The sequence below is a fragment of the Massilia sp. BGA-UO-ETr-WB1 genome (assembly GCF_059567845.1).
This window is the reverse complement of sequence record NZ_JCAQOT010000026.1, coordinates 101,697-122,335: the sequence shown is the minus strand read 5'-3', so window position 1 is coordinate 122,335 and position 20,639 is coordinate 101,697. Positions and strand designations below refer to the sequence as shown.

14 protein-coding genes are annotated in these 20,639 nt (G+C 68.4%); 12 read left to right on the top strand and 2 right to left on the bottom strand.

Translation table 11 applies throughout. The features are described from left to right. Positions 1-36 precede the first annotated feature (36 nt). From AC56DV_RS22935 to AC56DV_RS22890, 10 genes are all read left to right on the top strand, one after another. Positions 37-1,770, top strand: coding sequence for a methyl-accepting chemotaxis protein (locus AC56DV_RS22935; protein WP_496316538.1), 1,734 nt, complete (start codon positions 37-39; stop codon positions 1,768-1,770). Between the two features lie 218 nt (positions 1,771-1,988). After that, the gene (locus AC56DV_RS22930; protein ID WP_496316537.1) at positions 1,989-4,205 is read left to right on the top strand and encodes a sodium-translocating pyrophosphatase; all 2,217 of its coding nucleotides are present in this window, start codon (positions 1,989-1,991) and stop codon (positions 4,203-4,205) included. Positions 4,206-4,342: 137 nt separating this feature from the next. Continuing rightward, entirely contained in the window at positions 4,343-4,822 is a 480-nt protein-coding gene (locus tag AC56DV_RS22925; RefSeq protein WP_496316536.1) for a hypothetical protein, read from the top strand. Between the two features lie 84 nt (positions 4,823-4,906). Continuing rightward, positions 4,907-5,665, top strand: coding sequence for a 3-hydroxyacyl-CoA dehydrogenase (locus AC56DV_RS22920; protein ID WP_496316535.1), 759 nt, complete (start codon positions 4,907-4,909; stop codon positions 5,663-5,665). A 72-nt stretch (positions 5,666-5,737) separates the two neighbouring features. Then, positions 5,738-7,501, top strand: coding sequence for a gamma-glutamyltransferase (gene ggt / locus AC56DV_RS22915; RefSeq protein WP_496316534.1), 1,764 nt, complete (start codon positions 5,738-5,740; stop codon positions 7,499-7,501). 18 nt (positions 7,502-7,519) lie between these two features. Next, complete coding sequence (locus AC56DV_RS22910; RefSeq protein WP_496316533.1) at positions 7,520-8,689, top strand: patatin-like phospholipase family protein; 1,170 nt, start codon at positions 7,520-7,522, stop codon at positions 8,687-8,689. A 39-nt stretch (positions 8,690-8,728) separates the two neighbouring features. Next, positions 8,729-13,726, top strand: a complete 4,998-nt coding sequence (locus tag AC56DV_RS22905) for a two-component regulator propeller domain-containing protein (RefSeq protein WP_496316532.1) — start codon at positions 8,729-8,731, stop codon at positions 13,724-13,726. A gap of 104 nt (positions 13,727-13,830) precedes the next feature. Then, positions 13,831-14,553 carry a response regulator gene (locus AC56DV_RS22900; RefSeq protein ID WP_496316531.1) on the top strand — a complete coding sequence of 241 codons (723 nt, stop codon included), beginning with the start codon at positions 13,831-13,833 and terminating at the stop codon, positions 14,551-14,553. Between the two features lie 89 nt (positions 14,554-14,642). Continuing rightward, positions 14,643-16,328: an AMP-binding protein gene (locus tag AC56DV_RS22895; protein WP_496316530.1), complete on the top strand. Its 1,686-nt coding sequence runs from the start codon at positions 14,643-14,645 to the stop codon at positions 16,326-16,328. Between the two features lie 23 nt (positions 16,329-16,351). Further along, positions 16,352-16,849 (top strand): MarR family winged helix-turn-helix transcriptional regulator, encoded by a 498-nt coding sequence (locus tag AC56DV_RS22890; protein ID WP_496316529.1) that lies wholly within the window; start codon positions 16,352-16,354, stop codon positions 16,847-16,849. A 22-nt stretch (positions 16,850-16,871) separates the two neighbouring features. Here the strand turns inward: AC56DV_RS22890 and AC56DV_RS22885 are convergent, their stop codons facing one another. Beyond that, positions 16,872-17,747, bottom strand: coding sequence for a heparin lyase I family protein (locus tag AC56DV_RS22885; protein ID WP_496316528.1), 876 nt, complete (start codon positions 17,745-17,747; stop codon positions 16,872-16,874). A gap of 108 nt (positions 17,748-17,855) precedes the next feature. On the opposite strand from AC56DV_RS22885, the gene AC56DV_RS22880 reads away from it, so the two are divergent. Further along, positions 17,856-18,557 carry a PEP_CTERM-anchored TLD domain-containing protein gene (locus AC56DV_RS22880; protein ID WP_496316527.1) on the top strand — a complete coding sequence of 234 codons (702 nt, stop codon included), beginning with the start codon at positions 17,856-17,858 and terminating at the stop codon, positions 18,555-18,557. A gap of 86 nt (positions 18,558-18,643) precedes the next feature. Continuing rightward, positions 18,644-19,096: a hypothetical protein gene (locus tag AC56DV_RS22875; RefSeq protein ID WP_496316526.1), complete on the top strand. Its 453-nt coding sequence runs from the start codon at positions 18,644-18,646 to the stop codon at positions 19,094-19,096. A 24-nt stretch (positions 19,097-19,120) separates the two neighbouring features. Here the strand turns inward: AC56DV_RS22875 and AC56DV_RS22870 are convergent, their stop codons facing one another. Then, entirely contained in the window at positions 19,121-20,590 is a 1,470-nt protein-coding gene (locus AC56DV_RS22870; protein WP_496316525.1) for an aldehyde dehydrogenase family protein, read from the bottom strand. Positions 20,591-20,639 lie beyond the last annotated feature (49 nt).

Genomic DNA, 20,639 nt, shown 5'->3' with positions numbered 1-20,639 from the left:
GGGCGAGGGGTTTCGTACACTTCATGGGGAGAAAAAATGAATATAAAGGACTGGAGCATAGGCCGCCGCCTGGCGCTGGGTTTCGCGGTACTGTTGGCGGGCATGATCTTCAACACCGGCTTCGGCATCTACCGCCTGCAGGGCAGCGCCGACGCCACCCGCGCCATGATGGAAGTGCCGCTGGCCAAGGAGCGCCTGATCTCCGAGTGGTACCGCATCGTGTTCGCCGGCATCCGCCGCACCACCGCCATCGCCAAGAGCAGCGACACGTCGCTGGCGCCGTTCTTCGCCGAAGACATCGCCAATTCGACCAGGAAGGCGCAGGAGCTGATCAAGCAGATCGAGGCGCTGTCCACCGAGGAGGACAAGCGGCTGATGGCCGAACTGGGCGGCGTGCGCAAGGCCTATGTCGATTCGCGCGACGGCATCAACAAGGCCAAGGCGGCCGGCAATATGGAGGAGGCGGCCAGGCTGATGGAGAAGGATTACCAGCCGGCCGCCAAGGGGTACGAGGCCATGCTGCAGAAGCTGCTGGAGCACCAGAACAAGGAAATCGACGACGCTGCGCGCCAGATCGACGCGATTGCCGAGCAAAGCCGCAATTTGCAGGTGGTGCTGGCGGTCTTGACGGCGGCGTTCAGCGTGGCGTTCGCCTGGTGGCTGGCCACCGGCATCACGCGCCCGATGCGGCAGGCGGTGGACATGGCGCGCCGCGTGGCGGACGGCGACCTGACCGGCGAACCCGGCGGCAGCGGCCGCGGCGGCCACGCCAGGGACGAAACCGGCCAGCTGCTGCAGGCGCTGCAGGACATGCACCAGGGCCTGGTGCGCATCGTGAGCCAGGTGCGCAGCGGCACGGACGCCATCACGTCGGCCTCCAGCGAGATCGCCAGCGGCAACCTGGACCTGTCCTCGCGCACCGAGCAGCAGGCCAGTTCGCTGGAGGAGACCGCGTCGTCGATGGAGGAGCTGACTTCCACCGTGCGCCAGAACGCGGACAACGCGCGCGCGGCCAACCAGATGGCGATGGCCGCGTCCGACGTGGCCCGCAAGGGCGGCGAGGCGGTCTCGGACGTGGTGGGCACGATGCAGTCGATCGATGAATCCTCGCGCAAGATCGTCGATATTATCGGCGTCATCGACGGCATTGCGTTCCAGACCAATATCCTGGCGCTGAACGCGGCGGTGGAGGCGGCGCGCGCGGGCGAGCAGGGCAGGGGCTTCGCGGTGGTGGCGTCCGAGGTGCGCAACCTGGCGCAGCGCTCGGCGGCCGCCGCGCGCGACATCAAGACGCTGATCGGCGATTCGGTCGACAAGGTCGGCGCCGGAACCCGGCAGGTGGCGCAGGCCGGCGCCACGATGCAGGAAGTTGTGGCCAGCATCGAGCGCGTTACGGCCATCATGGGCGACATCACGCATGCCAGCCAGGAGCAGAGCGCGGGCATCGACCAGGTCAACGGCGCCATCACGGAAATGGACAACGCCACCCAGCAGAACGCCGCGCTGGTGGAGCAGGCGGCGGCCGCAGCGCAGTCGATGCAGGACCAGGCCAGCGACCTGGCGCAGGCGGTCAGCGTGTTCAAGCTGGACGGCCTGGCGCACCCTGCGCCCGCCGTTCGTTCCATCCGCGCCGTCCAGCCCGGGCCGGCGCCGGCCGCCACCGGGCGCCCCCAGCCGGCGCGCCCGGCCAAGCCGCCCGTCGCGGCCCCGGCTCCTGCCAAGCCCCGCAAAGCCGCCCCCGTGGCCAATGACGAATGGGAGGAGTTTTGAGCTTGTTCACAAATTTCCCACATTAAGCAAAAATCAATTCAAAGGTGAATTGCTTAATTTTCCACGTTTGTTGTAGACTCGACTTCAACTTCTGTTTTCGGCCCGCCGTCCCGCGGCGGGTGCATCAGCGCAGTGCAGTACGCAGTTTGGCAGCGGGTCCACAAGACCGGCTTTCGAAGTCGTAGTGGTCGAGCTTGATAACAAACGAAGGGGACAATATGACAGCAAGCCTTTGGTTCGCAGTGGCATGCGGCGTGATCGCCGTGGTGTATGGTTTATGGGCGCGCAGCTGGATCTTGAAGCAGGACGCCGGCAACGCCCGCATGCAGGAAATCGCAACTGCGATCCAGGAGGGTGCTGCCGCTTACCTGGGCCGTCAATACAAGACCATCGCGCTGGTCGGCGTGGTGCTGCTGATCGCCATCGGCGCCTTGCTGGACCTGAAAACCGCGCTCGGCTTCCTGATCGGCGCGGTGCTGTCCGGCGCCTGCGGCTTCATCGGCATGAACGTGTCGGTGCGCGCCAATGTGCGCACCGCGCAAGCCGCCACCAAGGGCATGAACGAGGCGCTCGACGTCGCCTTCAGGGGCGGCGCCATCACCGGCATGCTGGTGGTGGGACTGGGCCTGCTGGGCGTGGTGCTGTTCTACGCCATGCTGACCGGCCTCGCTTCCAACGGCTACCCCAATCCCCAGCTGACCCCGCACGACGTGATCAAGCCGCTCATCGGCCTGGCCTTCGGCGCTTCGCTGATCTCCATCTTCGCCCGTCTGGGCGGCGGCATCTTCACCAAGGGCGCGGACGTGGGCGCCGACCTGGTGGGCAAGGTGGAAGCCGGCATTCCCGAGGATGACCCGCGCAACCCGGCCGTGATCGCCGACAACGTGGGCGACAACGTCGGCGACTGCGCCGGCATGGCGGCCGACCTGTTCGAGACCTATGTGGTGACCCTGATCGCCACCATGCTGCTGGGCGCGCTGATGATCGTCAACGCGCCGACCCAGGCCATCGTCTATCCGCTGCTGCTGGGCGCGGTGTCCATCCTGGCCTCCATCGTCGGCTGCTCCATGGTCAAGGCCAAGCCGGGCAAGAAGATCATGTCGGCGCTGTACACCGGGCTGTGGTGGGCGGCCGGCCTGTCGCTGGTGGGCTTTGCCGCCGTCACCTGGCAAGTGTGGCCGGACGACGCCATGCGCTACAAGATGATGGGCTCGACCGTGGTCGGCATCGTGCTGACCGGGCTCATGGTCTACATCACCGAGTACTACACCGGCACCGACTTCCACCCGGTGCGCCACATCGCCGAAGCCTCCACCACCGGGCACGGCACCAACATCATCGCCGGCCTGGGCGTGTCGATGAAGTCGACCGCCTATCCGGTGCTGGCCGTGTGCGCGGCCATCCTGGTGTCCTACCAGCTGTCCGGCCTGTACGGCATCGCGATTGCCGCCACCTCCATGCTGTCGATGGCCGGCATCATCGTGGCGCTGGACGCCTACGGCCCGATCACCGACAACGCCGGCGGCATCGCCGAAATGTCCGGCATGCCGGACTCGGTGCGCGCCATCACCGACCCGCTGGACGCGGTGGGCAACACCACCAAGGCCGTCACCAAGGGCTATGCCATCGGCTCGGCCGGCCTGGCCGCGCTGGTGCTGTTCGCCGACTACACGCACGCGCTGGAATCGGTGGGCAAGAGCATCACCTTCGACCTGTCCAACCCCATGGTGATCGTCGGCCTGATCATCGGCGGCCTGATACCCTACCTGTTCGGCGCCATGGCGATGGAAGCGGTGGGCCGCGCGGCGGGCGCCGTGGTGGTGGAGGTGCGGCGCCAGTTCCGCGACATCAAGGGCATCATGGACGGCAGCGGCAAGCCGGAATACGACAAGGCGGTGGACATGCTGACCGCGTCGGCCATCAAGGAAATGATCATTCCGTCGCTGCTGCCGGTGCTGGTGCCCATCCTGGTCGGCATGCTGCTGGGCCCGGCGGCGCTGGGCGGGCTGCTGATGGGGACCATCGTCACCGGCCTGTTCGTGGCCATTTCCATGACTACCGGCGGCGGCGCCTGGGACAACGCCAAGAAATACATCGAGGACGGCAATTTCGGCGGCAAGGGATCGGATGCGCACAAGGCCGCCGTCACCGGCGACACCGTGGGCGACCCGTACAAGGACACGGCCGGCCCGGCGGTGAACCCGCTGATCAAGATCATCAACATCGTCGCCTTGCTGCTGGTGCCGTTGCTGCCGGCCGCCGGCTGGCTGGCCGTCACGCCGCAAGCGCCGGTGCACGCTGCTGTGCCGATGACTGCGCCGATGCATGCGCCGGCGGTGGCGCCGCCGCCCCCGCTGATGGCCCCCGCCGAGCCGGTCACCGTGTCGCCGGCCCCGGCGGCCCCGGCCCCCGAGCCGGCCCCCGCGCCGAAGTGAGCCGCGCAGGGCGGCTTAGCGAAGCGCAATGCACCTGAGCCGCCGGCGCCGCCCAAGCCGCCGCAGCGCCCGGCTGTGCGCCAGGCCCGGCCGGGCGGGTTTATCATGCGCTCATCGCCGCGCTGCGGGAGGATGCCATGAAAACTCTGCTGTCTGCCGGGCTGCTCGCTTGCCAGCTCCTTGCCCCGCCCGCCCACGCCCAAAAGCCCGACCCTTCGCTGCCGCGCGTGGTGCCCGATGCCTCGGGCGGCGCGGCTGCCGCCGAGGCCTTCCGCAAGCTGCCGATCTGCTCGCTCGCGCCGGACGGCAAGAAGCTGCTGGTCGAGCCCTGCCGCCCCGCGCCGTCGCGCAACGTCACCCAGCGCCGTCCGGTGCCGCAAACCATCCTCACCATGCCGCCGTCCCGGCCGCAGCAGCCGCCGCCCCAACTGTCGCGTCCGCCGGCCACGGCCTATACGCCGGTCCCGGTCCCGCCTCCTGCCACCCGCCCGCTGGGCACCTGCGACGCCGCCGGCTGCCGCGACGCCAGCGGCACCCGCTACCAGGGCACCGGCCCGGTGCTGCTCGACCCGTCGGGCCGTCCGTGCCGCACCGATGGCCATTGGGTGCAATGTTGAGCTACAATCAGGGCTTACGTTTACGTAAGCGTAAAGTAGGCGCGAACGAATGACAATCCTGGCGAACTCAGAATAGGGGAAGACATGCAAATCAAGGACAACGTATTCATCATCACCGGCGGCGCATCGGGCCTGGGCGCGTCGACCGCGCGCATGATCGTGGAAGCGGGCGGCAAGGTGGTGCTGGCCGACGTGCAGGCGGAAGCCGGCCAGGCGCTGGCGGCTGAACTGAAGGGCGTGTTCGTCAAGTGCGACGTCACGTCGGAAGCGGACGGCAAGGCCGTCGTGGAAGCGGCTGCCGCGCTGGGCACGCTGCGCGGCCTGGTCAACTGCGCCGGCGTGGCGCCGGCCGTGAAAACCGTGGGCAAGGACGGCCCGCATCCGCTGGACGTATTCCAGCGCACCGTGAACATCAACCTGGTGGGCACCTTCAATATGTGCCGCCTGGCTGCGGACGCCATGGGCAAGACCGAAGCGGCCGAACACGGCGAGCGCGGCATCATCATCAACACCGCGTCCGTTGCGGCCTATGACGGCCAGATCGGCCAGGCCGCCTACGGCGCCTCGAAAGCGGCCGTGGTCGGCCTGACCTTGCCGATGGCGCGCGACCTGTCGCGCAGCGGCATCCGCGTGATGACCATCGCCCCCGGCATCTTCGAAACCCCGATGCTGCTGGGCATGCCGGCCGAAGTGCAGGATGCGCTGGGCAAGATGGTGCCGTTCCCGCCGCGCCTCGGCAAGCCGTCCGAATACGCGATGCTGGCCAAGTCCATCATCGAGAACGTCATGCTGAACGGCGAAACCATCCGCCTGGACGGCGCTATTCGCATGCAACCGAAATAAACTTCAGGTACGATGCTCCAGTCATCGGGCGCGCAGCCTTGGTTGCGCGCCCGGTTTATTTTTGGAGCTTACATGATCAAGTCGCACGCGCTGGCCCTGGCCGCCTTCTCCGCACTGCTGGTGCCTTCCGTCCACGCGCAAGACCGCGCGCCCGAAATCGCCACCGGCTATACCGAAAAAACCGGCGTCACGGCCGAGAAATTCATGGTGGCGGCAGCCAATCCGCACGCCACCAACGCCGGCTACGAGATGCTCAAGCAGGGCGGCAGCGCGATCGACGCCGCCATCGCCACCCAGCTGGTGCTGACGCTGGTGGAGCCGCAATCGTCCGGCATCGGCGGCGGCGCCTTCGTGATGCACTTCGACGGCAAGCGCGTGCAGGCCTACGACGGCCGCGAGACCGCGCCGTCCGCCGCCACCGAAAAACTGTTCCAGGACGCGAACGGCAAGCCGCTCTCGCGCGAAGCGGGCGTGGTGGGCGGCCGTTCCACCGGCGCGCCCGGCGTGCTGCGCATGCTGGAACTGGCGCACAGGGAGCACGGCAAGCTGCCGTGGGCCACGCTGTTCGGCCCGGCCATCAAGCTGGCCGAAAACGGCTTTGCCGTCAGCCCGCGCCTGAACGGCCTGCTGACCTGGGACAAGTACATCGTGCGCGACCCGGTGGCCGCCGCCTATTTCTACGACAAGGACAAGAAGCCGTGGCCGGTGGGCCACGTGCTGAAGAACCCCGAGCTGGCGCGCACCCTGCGCGAAGTGGCCAAGGGCGGCGCGGACGCCTTCTACAAGGGCCGCATCGCCGCCGACATCGCCGCCAAGGTGGCCTCGCACCCGACCAACCCCGGCCTGCTGACGGCGGCCGACATCGCCGACTACCGTCCCAAGCAGCGCGACCCGGTGTGCGCCGACTACAAGGCCTGGACCGTGTGCGGCATGCCGCCGCCGTCCTCGGGCGGCATCGCCATCGCGCAGATGCTGGGCGTGCTGGAAACCAAGGGCATCGAGCGCTACGCGCCGGTGAACGGCCAGCTGGGCGCGGAGGCGATCCACCTGTTCACCGAGGCGGGCCGCCTGGCCTACGCCGACCGCGCCCGCTACCTGGCCGACACCGACTTCGTGCCGCTGCCGGGCAAGGGCGTGGCGGCGCTGCTGGACAAGCATTACCTGCAGCAGCGCGCCGCGCTGATCGGCGAGCGTTCCATGGGGCGCGCCGTCTTCGGCGTGCCGGACAGCGTGAAGGTGGCCTGGGGCGCGGACAACGCCATCGAAAGCCCCGCCACCTCGCACCTGTCGGTGGCCGACGCCTACGGCAACGTGATCTCCATGACCACCTCGGTGGAAGACGCCTTCGGCTCGCGCCAGATGGTGGACGGCTTCATCCTGAACAACCAGCTGACCGACTTTTCCTTCGATTCGGTGGACGAGAACGGCCCCATCGCCAACCGGGTGCAGCCGGGCAAGCGCCCGCGCAGCGCCATGTCGCCCACGCTGGTGTTCGACAAGGCCACCAAGAAGCTGCTGCTGTCGACCGGTTCGCCGGGCGGCTCGGCCATCATCAACTACGTGGCCAAGGTGCTGGTCGGCACGCTGGACTGGAAGCTGGACGTGCAGCAGGCCATCAGCCTGCCCAACTTCGGCAGCCGCAACGGCCCCACCGAGCTGGAAGCGGCGCGCGTGTCGCCGGAAGTGGTGGCGGCGCTCAAGGAGCGCGGCCACGAGGTGCGCCAGTACGAGCAGAATTCCGGCCTGCAGGGCATCATGCGCGTCATGCGCAACGGCAGGGAAGTGTGGTTCGGTGGCGCCGACCCGCGCCGGGAAGGCGTTGTGCGCGGCGACTGACCCTGCTACTCTTGATAAATGGGAATGAAAAAGAAAACAGGCCTGATCCTTTCCGGCGGCGGCGCGCGCGCCGCTTACCAGGTGGGCGTGCTGCAAGCGATTAACGAGATCCTGTGGGAAGAAGGTTGGCCGCCTTCGCGCAATCCGTTCAACATCATCTGCGGCACCTCGGCCGGGGCCATCAACGCCACGGCGCTGGCCTGCCGCGCCGACAATTTCAGCGAGGGCGTGCAGAAGCTGCTCGACGTCTGGCTCAATTTCTCGGCCGAGCAGGTCTACCGCGCCGATTCGCTGGGCGTGATCCGCTCCGGCGCGCGCTGGCTGTCGCTGCTGTCCTTCGGCTGGCTGCTGCGCAAATGGCGCGCCGCGCCGCCCCGTTCCCTGCTCGACAACACCCCGCTGGTCAGCCTGCTGCACCGCATGCTGGACCTGCCGCGCCTGGACATGGTGCTGCAGGAAGGCCTGCTGCACGCGCTGGCCGTCACCGCCTCGTCCTACACCGGCGGCCAGCACGTCACCTTTTTCCAGACCGCCGCCGAGATCGCGCCGTGGGTGCGCACCCAGCGCGTGGCCATGCAGGACCAGATCGGCGTCGAGCACCTGCTGGCGTCGTCCGCCATCCCCTTCATCTTCCCGGCCACGCCGCTGTACCTGGGCGGCCAGCACGAATACTGCGGCGACGGCTCCATGCGCCAGCTGGCGCCGATTTCGCCGGCCATCCACCTCGGCGCCGACAAGGTGCTGGTGATCGGCGCCGGGCGCCTGCACGAGCCGCCCGCGCAAAGGACCGAAACCGCGCGCTACCCCAGCCTGGCGCAGATCGCCGGCCACGCGCTGTCCTCGATTTTCCTCGACAGCCTGGCGGTCGACATCGAGCGCCTGGAGCGCATCAACAAGACGCTCTCGCTGCTGCCGCAGGAGTACCTGGCGCAAACGCCGCTCAAGCCGGTGCAGCTGCTGGTGATCGCGCCGTCCGAGCGGCTGGACGATATCGCCAGCCGCCACATCGGCAGTTTGCCGGCGCCGATACGCACCATGCTGTCCGGCATAGGCGCCACCGAAACGCGCGGTTCCTCGCTCGCTTCCTATCTGCTGTTCGAATCCACGTATACTAGCGAATTAATCCGGCTAGGCCAGCGCGACACGCATGCGCGCAAGGCCGATGTGCTGGCCTTCTTCAATAGCTAGGTCTGGTCCGTGCTGTCTTTTCGCCGTCTTCTCCGCCGAGTGCTCTGCCGGGCACTGCTTCCTGCCGCCGTGCTGGCCGGCGGCGTGCTGCCGCCCGTGCCGGCCGACGCGGCCGCGCCGCCGCGCACCCTGCGCTTCGAGCAGCTGGACGTGGAGGACGGCCTGGCGCAGGAATCGGTGCTGGCGGTGGCGCAGGACCAGCAGGGCTTCATGTGGTTCGGCAGCCAGGGCGGCTTGAGCCGCTACGACGGCGCCCGCATCGTCACCTACCGCAATTCCGCGTCCGACCCGCGCAGCCTGGCCGACAACTGGGTGCGCGTGCTGCACGTGGACCGCAGCGGCCGCATGTGGATCGGCACGGACGGCGGCCTGGAGCGCTACGAGCCGCTGACGCAGAGCTTCACGCACTTCCCGCCCAACGAGCCGGCCAAGCGCGGCAACGGCAACCGCCACGTGCGCGCCATCGTCGACGACGGCAAGGGCGGCCTGTGGATAGGCACGTCGGACGGCCTGCAGCATTTCGATCCGGCCACCGGCCGCTACACCTACTGGCACCACGACGCGGCCCTGCCGGGCAGCCTGGGCAGCGACCAGGTGAACGCGCTGGCGCGCGACGCCGGCGGCCGCCTGTGGGTGGGCACGGCGGCCGGGCTGGACCTGCTGGAGCCGGGCGCGCAATCGTTCCTCCACTTCAAGGTGGAAGCGGCGCCTGACACGCGCTTCGAGGCGGTGCTGTCGCTGTTCGCGGACCAGGACCACACGCTGTGGATCGGCACCATGGCCGGCATCGAGCAATGGAAGCTGGCGGCGGGCGCCGAAACGCCGCAGCGCCGCCGCCTGGGCGAAAAGGATGGCCTGAAGCCGGGCGTGGTGACCGTCATCTACCAGGACCGCGACGGCACGCTGTGGGCCGGCAGCCAGACCGAGGGCCTGTTCCGCTGGCGCCCGGCCGAGCGCCGCTTCGTGCAGTACCGGCACCAGGTGACGGACCCGCACAGCCTGGCCGACAACTACGTGTCGGCGCTGTTCCGCGACCGCCTGGGCACCATGTGGGTGGGCACCTGGTACAGCGGCGTGAGCCGGGTGGACCTGGGCAGCGGCGGTTTCGCGCGGCTGGTGCACGACGCCGAGCGCCCCCGTTCGCTGAGCGACAACAAGGTGCGCGCCATCGTCGACGCCGGCGGCGGCAAGCTCTGGCTGGGCAACAACGACGGCCTGACCCTGTACGATCCGATCGGCGCCGAGGGCCAGGTGTTCCGCGACCCGGCGCCCGATTTCGCCGACGTGCGCGACCCGCAGGTGATCTCGCTGTGGAAGGACAAGAACGGCAGCGCGCTGTGGGTGGGCGGACGCAACGGCCTGCGCCGCTTCGACACCGGCACGCACCGCTACCAGCGGGTGCGCGCCTGGCCCAGCGATCCGGATGGCGACAACGTGCGCAACATCGTCGGCGACCGCAGCGGGGTGCTGTGGGTGGCCACGCGCGGCGGCCTGCATAGCTACGACCCGAAAACCGGCGCCGCCAGGACTTACCGCCACGACCCGGCCGACAGCAGCAGCCTGGCCGACAACGTGGTGCGGCCGATCCTGGAGGACCGGCGCGGCGCGCTGTGGGTGGGCACCTTCAACGGCCTGGACCTGCTGGACCGGAAAACCGGCCGCTTCCGCCATTTCCACCACGACCCGAAAGACCCGGCCTCGCTCAGCCATGACGAGGTGCACTACCTGTACGAGGACAAGCAGGGCGTGATCTGGGTCGGCACGGCGGGCGGCTTGAACCGCATGGAGCTGGCCGCCGACGGCACGGTGCGCTTCAAGCGCTACCAGCGCAAGGACGGCATGGCCGACGACGCCGTGGCCGCCATCCTGGACGACGAGCAGGGCAACCTGTGGCTGAGCACCAACACCGGCATCACGCGCCTGACGGTGCAGACCGGCCAGGTGCGCAACTACGCCGGCGCCGACGGCACCATCGAGGGCGCCTACTTCGACGGCGCCGCGCTGCGCGCGCCGGACGGCACCATGTACTTCGGCGGCTTCAACGGCGTGACGGCGTTCGCGCCTTCCGAGATCCGCGAGAACAGCGTGGCGCCCACGGTGGCCATCACCGACTTCCAGATCTTCAACAAGTCCGTCAAGGCCGGGCAGGACGGCGAGGCCAGCGTGCTGAAAAGCGCAATCGAGCACACCGCCGCGCTGACCCTGCGCGAGGAGGATTCGGTGTTCTCGCTGGAGTTCGCGGCGCTGCACTACGCCGCGCCGCAGCGCAACCGCTACGCCTACCAGCTGCTCGGTTTCGACCACGACTGGGTGGTGACCGACGCGGCAAAGCGCTTCGCCACCTACACCAACCTCGATCCGGGCCGCTACGTGTTCCGCGTGAAGGCCGCCAACAAGGACGGCATCTGGAACGACAACGCCGCCACGCTGGAAATCACCATCCTGCCGCCGCCGTGGAAAACCTGGTGGTTCCGCGGCGGCGTGGCGCTGCTGCTGCTGGGCAGCGCCTACGGCGTGTACCGCGTGCGCATGCGCCAGCTGCGCGGCCAGAAGACGCGCCTGGAGCAGCAGGTGGGCTTGCGCACGGCCGAGGTGGAGCTGAAGAACCAGCTGCTGCAGCAGCAGAAGACCGAGCTGGAGCGGCGCCGCGTGGAGGCGGAGGCGCAGCGCGCCGAGGCCGAGCAGCGCCGCATGGACGCCGAGCGCCAGAAGCAGGAAGTGGAGTTGCAGAAGGAGGCGGTGGAGCAGGCGCACCGCAACATCTCGGTGCTGAGCGAGATCGGGCGCGAGATGAGCGCCACGCTGGACATCGAGAAAGCCATGCGCACCCTGTACCGCCACGTGCGCCACCTGATGGACACGCATATGTTCGGTGTCGGCTTCTACCGCGAGGACCAGGGCATCCTGGAATTCCCGTTCTCGATGGAGCGCGGCGTGCGCAGCCTGCCTTACAGTCGCAGCGTGAAGGACCCGGACCAGCTGGCCGTGTGGTGCTTGTACCACCGCCACGATATCTTCATCAACGACTTCTTCGCCGAATACAGCCGCTACATGGGACCGGCCGGCCTGGAGAAGCTCAAGCCGGTGCCGCTGGCCGACGGTACCGAGCCCGATTTCGCGCAGTCCATGCTGTACACGCCGCTGATCGTGAACGACCGCGTGGTGGGCGTGCTGTCGGTGCAGAGCAAGGAAAAGAACGCCTACCGCCAGGTGCACCTGGACATGCTGCAAACGCTGGCCGCGCACGCCGCCGTCTCGCTGGACAACGCGCTGGCCTACCAGCGGCTGGAGGAAACGCTGCAGGAGCTGCGCGAAACGCAGGGCGAGCTGATGCAGCAGCAGGCCAAGGTGCGGCTGCACACCGAGGAGCTGGCGCTGGCCAACCGCGCCTTGCAGGACAACGAGGAACGGCTGCGCTACGCCAAGCAGAAGGCGGAAGACGCCACGCGCCAGAAGTCCGAGTTCCTGGCCAACATGAGCCACGAGATGCGCACCCCGCTGGCCGGCGTGATCGGCATGCAGGGCTTCGCGCTGCGCGACGCCACCTTGCAGGACGCCACCCGCGAGCAGATCGAACGGGCGCAGGTGAACGCGCAGGCGCTGCTGGGCATCATCAACGACCTGCTGGACTTCTCCAAGATCGAGGCGGGCAAACTCACCATCGAGAACATCGACTTCGCGCTGGGCGGCATGGTGCAGAACGTGGCCGCGCTGTTCGGCGAGCAGGCCGCCGCCTACAGCGTGGGCTTCGAGGTGGAGCTGGACCCGGAGCTGCCGCTGTACGTGCTGGGCGATCCGACCCGCTTGCGCCAGGTGCTGGTGAACCTGGTGGGCAACGCCTTCAAGTTCACCCAGCGCGGCGAGGTGCGGCTGCGGGTGGAGCTGCTGCCCCAAGGCCCGGCCTCGGCCGCCGCCGGCGCCAACCTGATCCGCTTCACGGTGGAGGACACCGGCATCGGCATCCCGGCCGACGCCATGCCGCGCCTGTTCCAGAAGTTCGAACAGGCCGACACCACCACCACGCGGCGCTACGGCGGCACCGGCCTGGGGCTGGCGATCTGCCGCCAGCTGGTGGAGCTGATGGGCGGCGAGATCCGCGTGGCCAGCACGCCGGGCGTGGGCAGCGTGTTCACCTTCGAGCTGCCGCTGGCCGACGGCGTGGCGCCGCCGGTGGTGGTGCACGTGCCGCGCGAGCCGCACAGCCACCAGCTCAAGGTGCTGTGCGCGGAGGACTTCCCCACCAACCAGATCATCATCCGCATGATGCTGGAGGAGCTGGGCCACAAGGTGGACATCGCCGCCAACGGCCTGCTGGCGGTGGCCGCCTGCGCGCGCACCCGCTACGACCTGATCCTGATGGACGGCCGCATGCCGGAGATGGACGGCCCCACCGCCACGCGCCTGATACGCGAGGGCGGCCCGGACGGCGCGCCGGTGCGCGACCAGGAACTGATGATCATCGCGCTCACCGCCAACGCCAGCGAGGAAGACCGCAGCCGCTACCTGGCGGCCGGCATGGACGATTTCCTGACCAAGCCGATCGACGAGGCGGCGCTGCACTACCAGCTGAGCCGCGCCATCGAACGCCAGCTGCAGCGCGGCATTGCGCTGCCGCGCATGGCGCCGCGCGCGCCCAGCGTGGATGAACTGGACGCCATGTTCGGCGTGCCGGCGGCGCCGTCGGTGGCGGCCCTGCCGCTGCAGGGCGCGCCGCGCGGGCATGACGACGATCCGCTGAAAGCGCGCCTGCGCGCCGCCTTCCTGGCCGACCTGCCGGCGCGCCTGGTGGACCTGGACGACGCCATCGCCGCCGGCGACGCCGATTGCGCGGCGCGGCTGTTCCACGGCATGAAGGGCAGCGCGGCCTACCTGGACGAACCGGAACTGCGCGACTTGTGCGGCGAACTGGAACAATGCGCCGACCGTGCCGCGTGGGACGACGTGGGCCAGCGCATGCCGGCTTTGCGCGCGCTGCTGGCGGACCTGGCGGGCGGCAGCGGCGTGGCCGGCGTCGCCGGGCTGGCGCAGCCGGACTGACAGGGGCGGCCTTATCGGGTATATTGACGATAGTGCCACAGAACGGCCACAACTGACTGAAAGTCCGCATCGACACGGATGCGGCGGGGGCACTGGAGAGTTACATGAAAGTTTTGGTAGTGGACGACGACGTGGTGTCGCGCATGGTGCTGATGCACCTGATCGACAGCTGCGGGAAATTCGATATCGTGGAAGCGGAGGACGGCGCGGACGCCTGGCAGCAGCTGGAAGACGGGCTGCGGCCAGCTATCGTCTTTTGCGACCTGCGCATGCCGCGCCTGTCCGGCATGGAATTGCTGCAGCGCGTCAAAGGCGACCACGCGCTGACTTCCATGCCGTTCGTGCTGGTGTCCTCGGCCACCGACAAGGAAACCGTGCAGCAGGCCACCAAGGCCGGCGCGGCCGGCTACATCGTCAAGCCCTTCCAGGCCGACCAGGTGCGCATCCACCTCACCGCCTTCCTCGACCAGGCCGCCAGCGGCTACGAGCACCAGGCCGAAGCGCCGTCCGCCACCCAGCTGCGCCTGGGCATCAACGCCGACCGCCTGCTGGTCTACCTGACCGGCTTCCAGAACCAGCTCACCGTGGCGAGCGGCGAACTGGACGCGCTGTTCGCGCGCGGCGAGCAGCAGGAAGCGCAAGCCCGCATCGACCGCCTGCACGCCGGCTGCGTCACGCTCGGCCTGAGCGGGGCGGCGGCGGCGCTGAAAAGTTTCGCCCCCGGCTTCCTGTCCAGCGACGCGGTGCAGGCCGTGCTGTCGGACGTGATCCGCGCCGTCATTCACCAGTCGGCGCTGGTGCGCAAGTCCATCGGCGGCGGCAACTGAATCCTTTTGAATCCCCTTGTTGCCGTGATAGTTTAGGTTTAAAGTAAGCCTGCAGGCTGACTTGAACCGACCATCCATCCGGGGCGACCATGAACAGACCCAATGCCGCAAAGAGTGCTGGCCCAACCCTGCCAGGGCTGAGCGCCAGCGCACACGAAGACCCCTTCGCGCGCAACCATCTGCCGGCGCGGGAGCTGTGGCCCGAGCTGCGCTTCGACCTGCCCGAACTGAACTACCCCGAACGCCTCAATTGCGTGGCCGAACTGCTGGACCGCGCCGTCGCGGCCGGGGAGGGCGGGCGCACCGCGATCCGCTTCGCCGGCGGCAGCTGGAGTTACGCCCATCTGCTGGAGCAGGTGGACCGCATCGCCCACGTGCTGCGCGGCCCGATGGGCCTGAAGACCGGCAACCGGGTGCTGCTGCGCGGCGCGAATAATCCGATGATGGCGGCCGCCGTGCTGGCGGTGCTGAAGGCCGGGCTGGTGGCCGTGCCCACCATGCCGCTGCTGCGCGCGCGCGAGCTCGGCGCCATCATGGCCAAGGCCGCCGTCAACGCCGTGCTGTGCGCCGCCGGCCTGCGCGCCGAGCTGGAAGCGGCCGAAGGCCTGCCCGCCAACGTGGTGTGGTTCAATGCGGCGGCCAGTGCCGATGCGGATGCCGGCGCGGATGCCGGGCCCCCGCTGGAAGCGCTGATGGCGCGCCAGCCGGCCCGCTTCGAGGCCTGCGACACGGCTGCCGACGACATCTGCCTGATCAGCTTCACCTCCGGCACCACCGGCGTCCCTAAGGGCACCATGCACTTCCACCGCGACGTGCTGGCCATCTGCGATTGCTTCCCGCGTTCGGTGCTGCGCTCGCAGCGCGACGACACCTTCATCGGCACGCCGCCGCTGGCCTTTACTTTCGGCCTGGGCGGCCTGCTGCTGTTCCCGCTGCGCGTGGGCGCGGCCACGGTGCTGCTGGAGAAGCTCACGCCGGAAACGCTGCTGCGGGCGATCCAGGAATATCGCGCCACCGTGTGCTTCACCGCGCCCACCTTCTACCGCCAGATGGCGCCGCTGGCCGACCGCTACGACATCTCCAGCCTGAAGAAGTCCGTCTCGGCCGGCGAAGCGCTGCCGCTGGCCACGCGCGAAGCCTGGCAGCAGGCTACCGGCCTGCGCATGATAGACGGCATAGGCGCCACCGAGATGCTGCACATCTTCATCTCGGCGGCGGACGGCGACATCCGCCCCGGCGCCACCGGCAAGCCGGTGCCGGGCTACCAGGCCTGCATCCTGGACCGCGACGGCAACCCGGTCGGGCCGGGCGTGACCGGGCGGCTGGCCGTGAAAGGCCCGACCGGCTGCCGCTACCTGGCCGACCAACGCCAGCGCGACTATGTCCACAACGGCTGGAACCTCACCGGCGACGCCTACGAAATGGATGCGGACGGCTATTTCTTCTACCGCTCCCGCACCGACGACATGATCATCTCGGCCGGCTACAACATCGCGGGGCCGGAAGTGGAGGACGCGCTGCTGCGCCATCCGGCGGTGGCCGAATGCGGCGTGGTCGGCAAGCCGGACGAGGAGCGCGGCCAGATCGTGGAAGCGCACGTGGTGCTCAAGCCGGGCCACGAAGCGTCGCCGCAGCTGGCGGCCGAACTGCAGGAATTCGTGAAGGGACAGATCGCGCCGTACAAATATCCGCGCGCGATCCAGTTCCTGGCCGCCTTGCCGCGCACCGAAACCGGCAAGCTGCAGCGCTTCAAGCTGCGCGCCCAAACCGCGTAAGCGAAGATTATGTAAGGACACCTATGCCATTGTCGGACAATCACAAAGTGGATCAGGAGCTGGACCTGGCCAGCCGCCTGACGCAGGACCATCACCAGTCGCTCAAGCTATGGCTGCGCATGCTTTCGTGCACGGTCCGGATCGAAAACGAAATCCGCAGCCGCCTGCGGGCCAGCTTCGGCATCACCTTGCCGCGCTTCGATTTGATGGCGCAGTTGGAGCGCCATCCTGACGGCCTGCGCATGGGTGAGCTGTCCAAGCGCATGATGGTCACCGGCGGCAATATCACCGGCATCACCGACCAGCTGGAGCAGGAGAAGCTGGTGGTGCGCGTGCCCGATCCGAAAGACGGCCGCGCCTACAGCGTCAAGCTCACGCCGGAAGGGCGCAGCGCCTTCGCCACCATGGCGGCGGTGCACGAAGGCTGGGTGGTCGAACTGCTGCAGCCGATGCCGGCCGACGACAAGGGCCAGCTGATTGAATTGCTGTCGCAGATGAAGCGCCACCTGAACGCCCCGTGATGCCCCTTGGCGCCTTGCCGCGCTAGCCGCCGCACGGCGTGCGCGCATGCAGCTCCTCCATGGTGCTGTCGGCCGCGCCGATGTGGACGAAGTCCGCGTACAGGTGGCGCGAGGCGACGTGCATGGTGCCCGGCTGGTAGATGCCGGTCTTGGGGAAGTTGCCCAGCTCGTTGGCGTAGTGGCTGCTCAGATTGGCGGTGGCGTAGGCCGGCTCGCCATTCATCCACAGCTGCAGCGAGCCGTTGCCCAGCCGGTGCTGCCAGTCCGCGCGCACCACGAAGCAGTACCACTGTCCCAGCCGCAGCCTGTCCAGCACCACGGTCTTGACGGCGGCGTTGGCCCGGGTGGGCGCGGTGGCGTCGGTGGCGTTGCGGTGGTTGGCCATGGTGTGCAGCCGCAGCAGGCCGTCGCTGGCTTCCACCGCCATCGGCGGCGGGCCGGCGAACACGCCTTTGGCGCTGTTCAGCTGGAACACCACCACCGGCCGCCCGGGCTCGGTTTCCGTCACCCAATCCGTTGGAAAATACACACTGGCCGCGTACCAGCGCACGCCCTCGCGCATATACTCGTAGGTGGGCGAGACCTCGGTGCGCTTGGCGCCGGCACTGTCGGGGTCGCTATTCCGCAGCACCATGTGGAACACGTTGCGGCGGCCATTGGCCGGGTCCGGCGCCAGGGTCACGTTGGATGGCTGGCCGGCGTTGAGGGTGTAGAAGCGGTCGAAGCGGCGCAGGCTGGCTGAGGCGTTGCGGTTGATTTCGTCCAGCACGCCGCCTTTGGGCGGCAGCGGCAGCGGGGTGGCTTCCATGGTGTCGATCTCCCCGCCCACGCCCGCTACAAGCTGGGCGGATGCGGGCAGGGCGGCGCTGAGCAGCAGCGCAACGGCTATAAAACGCATGCGTCGGTTCTCCGTTCGGATGGGCCCGGCATGATATGCCAATCGTGGCGACAGGCGCGCACCGTTGTGATAACGTTAAATCTTTTGCAATAGGCGATGGAGGCTGGAATGTTGAACGCTGTGAGGACCGCCGTTCTGGCGGGACTGCTCTGGAGTCTGGGGGCGGTGCCGGCGCACGCCACGCCCATCATGACCCCGGAATTGAAGACCCAGCTGCTGGGCTGGCTGGGCAAGCCGAATTCGCGATTGGACCAGTTGTTTGTGCGCAAGGACGGCGACACCGCCAAGGATTTCCATGCGGCGGCGGACGGCAAGGGCGCCACGTTCACGCTGCTGATGGCGCGCGACAGTGCCGGCAACAGCTGGCTGATCGGCGGCTACAATCCGCAGAGCTGGAGCTCGACCGACGGCGACCACGTGACGCTGCCCGAATCGGAGCGCACCGCCTTCATCTTCAACGCCACCGTGGGCCATATGTACCGCCAGGTGCCCACGCCGCCGGACCAGGGCGTGCCGGACTACGGCTCGCACCAGACCTACAACTGCGCGCAGTGCGGACCGTCCTTCGGCAGCGGCGCCGACCTGCTGGTGAACGACGACCTGACCACCGGCGGCAGTTCGTATCTGACCTCGTACTACAGCTTCGAGCCGGGCGCCGAACCGTTCGGCGGCAGCCTGGCGGGCACCGGCCAATTTACTTATTCGGCGATGGAAGTCTATTCGGTGCACGAAGTACCCGAGCCCGCTACGCTGGCGCTGCTGGTGGCAGGGCTGGGCGTGATGGCGTATGCCTGCAGGAAAACGCACTGAATGCACACCGAAGAAAATTCCCGCGCCACGCACAGACCAGATGATATACTGCAAGTGTCATTGTCATTTGGAAATATATATTTCCCATGGGTAATATAAATAAAGACGAGATCCTGCTGATGCTTGAGCGGATGGAGGACGAGCTGATGCTCGCCGAAGAGGAGCGCATGGCAGGCATGGCCGAGGCCGGCGCAGTGCGCCAGAGCCTGGCGCGCCGCGCCGACGCCGCGTTGCGCAGCTGTAACGCCGTGATCGCTCGCGCGTTCGGCGGCAGCCTGGTTTGCCGGGCCAGCCGCAAGCTGTTCGACACGCACGCCGGCATGACGCTGGAAGTGCGGCCGCGCGGCGCGCTGGACAGCCTGCTGACCGTGAGCCTGCGCATTCCGCGCGACGGCGACGCCTCGCTGGTGGCCGAGCGTTCCAGCGGCGGCCTGCGCTACTTCAGCGGCAAGCTGGCGCTGGCCAACGGCGCCGAGCCGCAGCTGGCCGCCACGCTGTCGCTGGTGCTGGAGCGGGCCCTGCAGCCGGTGCCGGCCTGAGGCAGCCAAGTACGGGCGGTTGAGCTACAGCATCGGCAGGCGCAGCGCATCGACTATCCTGCGCATCAGGTAGGTGCGCCGCCTGGTGTAGGGCGGGAAGAACAGCTTGATGAGCATGAGCGGCGAAGCGCGCAGTACCGCGCGCTCGTGCGAGAACGCCTTGAAGCCGTACACGCCGTGCGCGCTGCCCATGCCTGAATTATTGACCCCGCCGAAAGGCAGGTTGCCGTGCGCGAAGTGCGCCACGCAATGGTTGACGCAAGCGCCGCCCGAGCTGGTTTGCGCCAGCACTTGCCGCACAGCGCGCCGGTCCGTGCTCCACACGTACAGCGCCAGCGGCTTGGGCGCCGCGTTGATGGCGCCAATCACCGCGTCCAGCTTCGTGTACTCGATGAGCGGCAGCAGCGGACCGAAAATCTCTTCCGACAGTATCGCCGCGCCGGCCGGAATCTGGTCCAGCAGCGTGGGCGCGACATAGCAGCGCTCCTCATCCACTTCGCCGCCCGCCAGCACGCGCGCGCCGCGCTGCCGCGCGTCGGCCAGCAAGGCCGCCAGGCGCTGCGTGTGGCGCCGGTTCACCACCCGCGCCAGGTCGGCATTGGCCTGCTGCGCCGCGGCGCCGGCGCCGTAGCGCTGCTGCAGCACCGAGCGGCAGGCATCCACGAAGGCCTCCTTCACGGCGGCGTGCACATACACATGGTCGGGCGCCACGCAGGTCTGGCCGTTGTTCAGGAACTTGCCCCACATCAGCGTTTCCGCCGCCAGCCTGATGTCGGCGCTGGCGTCCACGATGGCGGGCGACTTGCCGCCCAGCTCCAACGTCACGCTGGCCAGGTGCCTGGCGGCGGCCGCCATCACCTGCTTGCCGACGGCGGGCGAACCGGTAAAGAAGATATGGTCGAAGGGCAGGTCCAGCAGCACGCGCGCGGTCGGCTGGCTGCCCTCGAACAGCGCCACCTCGTTGGCCGGGAACACGCTGGCGACGATGCGGCCCATCAGCGCCGACACGGCGGGCGTCATCTCGGACGGCTTGATGATGACGGTATTGCCCGCCGCCAGCGCCGACACCAGCGGCCCGAAGCACAAGCTGAGCGGGTAGTTCCACGGCGCCACGATCAGCACCCGCCCGCGCGGCTGCGCCTGCACCGAAGCGCGCGTGCCCAGCATGGTGGTGGTGGGCCACACGGAGCGCGGCTTCATCCAGCGCTTCAGGCGGCCCAGCGCGTGGCGCACTTCCTCCATCACCGGCAGGAATTCCGACGCTTCCACTTCGGCCGCCGGCTTGCGGTAGTCCTGCGCGAAGGCCGCGTAGAACGCCTCGCGCTGGGCCAGCATGGCGTCGCGCAGGCGGCGGATGCGGCGCAGCCGCTCCCCGGCAGTCGACGTGCGCCAGGCCAGCGCGGTGGCCAGCTGCGCATCGAAGGCGGCTTGGATATCGATGGGATCGGATTCGCCCGGGGGCAGGGTGGGGATGGCGTGCAGGGCTTCGCTCATGGCGGCAAACGGTGGATGACGAGGCGGCCAGCGTAGCACGGCTCCGTTG

Excerpts from the sequence above, each read along its gene's own strand:
- AC56DV_RS22910 (WP_496316533.1), top strand. The coding sequence starts at position 7,520 with ATGGGAATGAAAAAGAAAACAGGCCTGATCCTTTCCGGCGGCGGCGCG.
- AC56DV_RS22930 (WP_496316537.1), top strand. The coding sequence starts at position 1,989 with ATGACAGCAAGCCTTTGGTTCGCAGTGGCATGCGGCGTGATCGCCGTG.
- AC56DV_RS22900 (WP_496316531.1), top strand. The coding sequence starts at position 13,831 with ATGAAAGTTTTGGTAGTGGACGACGACGTGGTGTCGCGCATGGTGCTG.
- AC56DV_RS22870 (WP_496316525.1), bottom strand. The coding sequence starts at position 20,590 with ATGAGCGAAGCCCTGCACGCCATCCCCACCCTGCCCCCGGGCGAATCC.
- AC56DV_RS22880 (WP_496316527.1), top strand. The coding sequence starts at position 17,856 with ATGTTGAACGCTGTGAGGACCGCCGTTCTGGCGGGACTGCTCTGGAGT.
- AC56DV_RS22890 (WP_496316529.1), top strand. The coding sequence starts at position 16,352 with ATGCCATTGTCGGACAATCACAAAGTGGATCAGGAGCTGGACCTGGCC.
- AC56DV_RS22920 (WP_496316535.1), top strand. The coding sequence starts at position 4,907 with ATGCAAATCAAGGACAACGTATTCATCATCACCGGCGGCGCATCGGGC.
- AC56DV_RS22895 (WP_496316530.1), top strand. The coding sequence starts at position 14,643 with ATGAACAGACCCAATGCCGCAAAGAGTGCTGGCCCAACCCTGCCAGGG.
- AC56DV_RS22875 (WP_496316526.1), top strand. The coding sequence starts at position 18,644 with ATGGGTAATATAAATAAAGACGAGATCCTGCTGATGCTTGAGCGGATG.
- ggt (WP_496316534.1), top strand. The coding sequence starts at position 5,738 with ATGATCAAGTCGCACGCGCTGGCCCTGGCCGCCTTCTCCGCACTGCTG.
- AC56DV_RS22885 (WP_496316528.1), bottom strand. The coding sequence starts at position 17,747 with ATGCGTTTTATAGCCGTTGCGCTGCTGCTCAGCGCCGCCCTGCCCGCA.
- AC56DV_RS22935 (WP_496316538.1), top strand. The coding sequence starts at position 37 with ATGAATATAAAGGACTGGAGCATAGGCCGCCGCCTGGCGCTGGGTTTC.
- AC56DV_RS22925 (WP_496316536.1), top strand. The coding sequence starts at position 4,343 with ATGAAAACTCTGCTGTCTGCCGGGCTGCTCGCTTGCCAGCTCCTTGCC.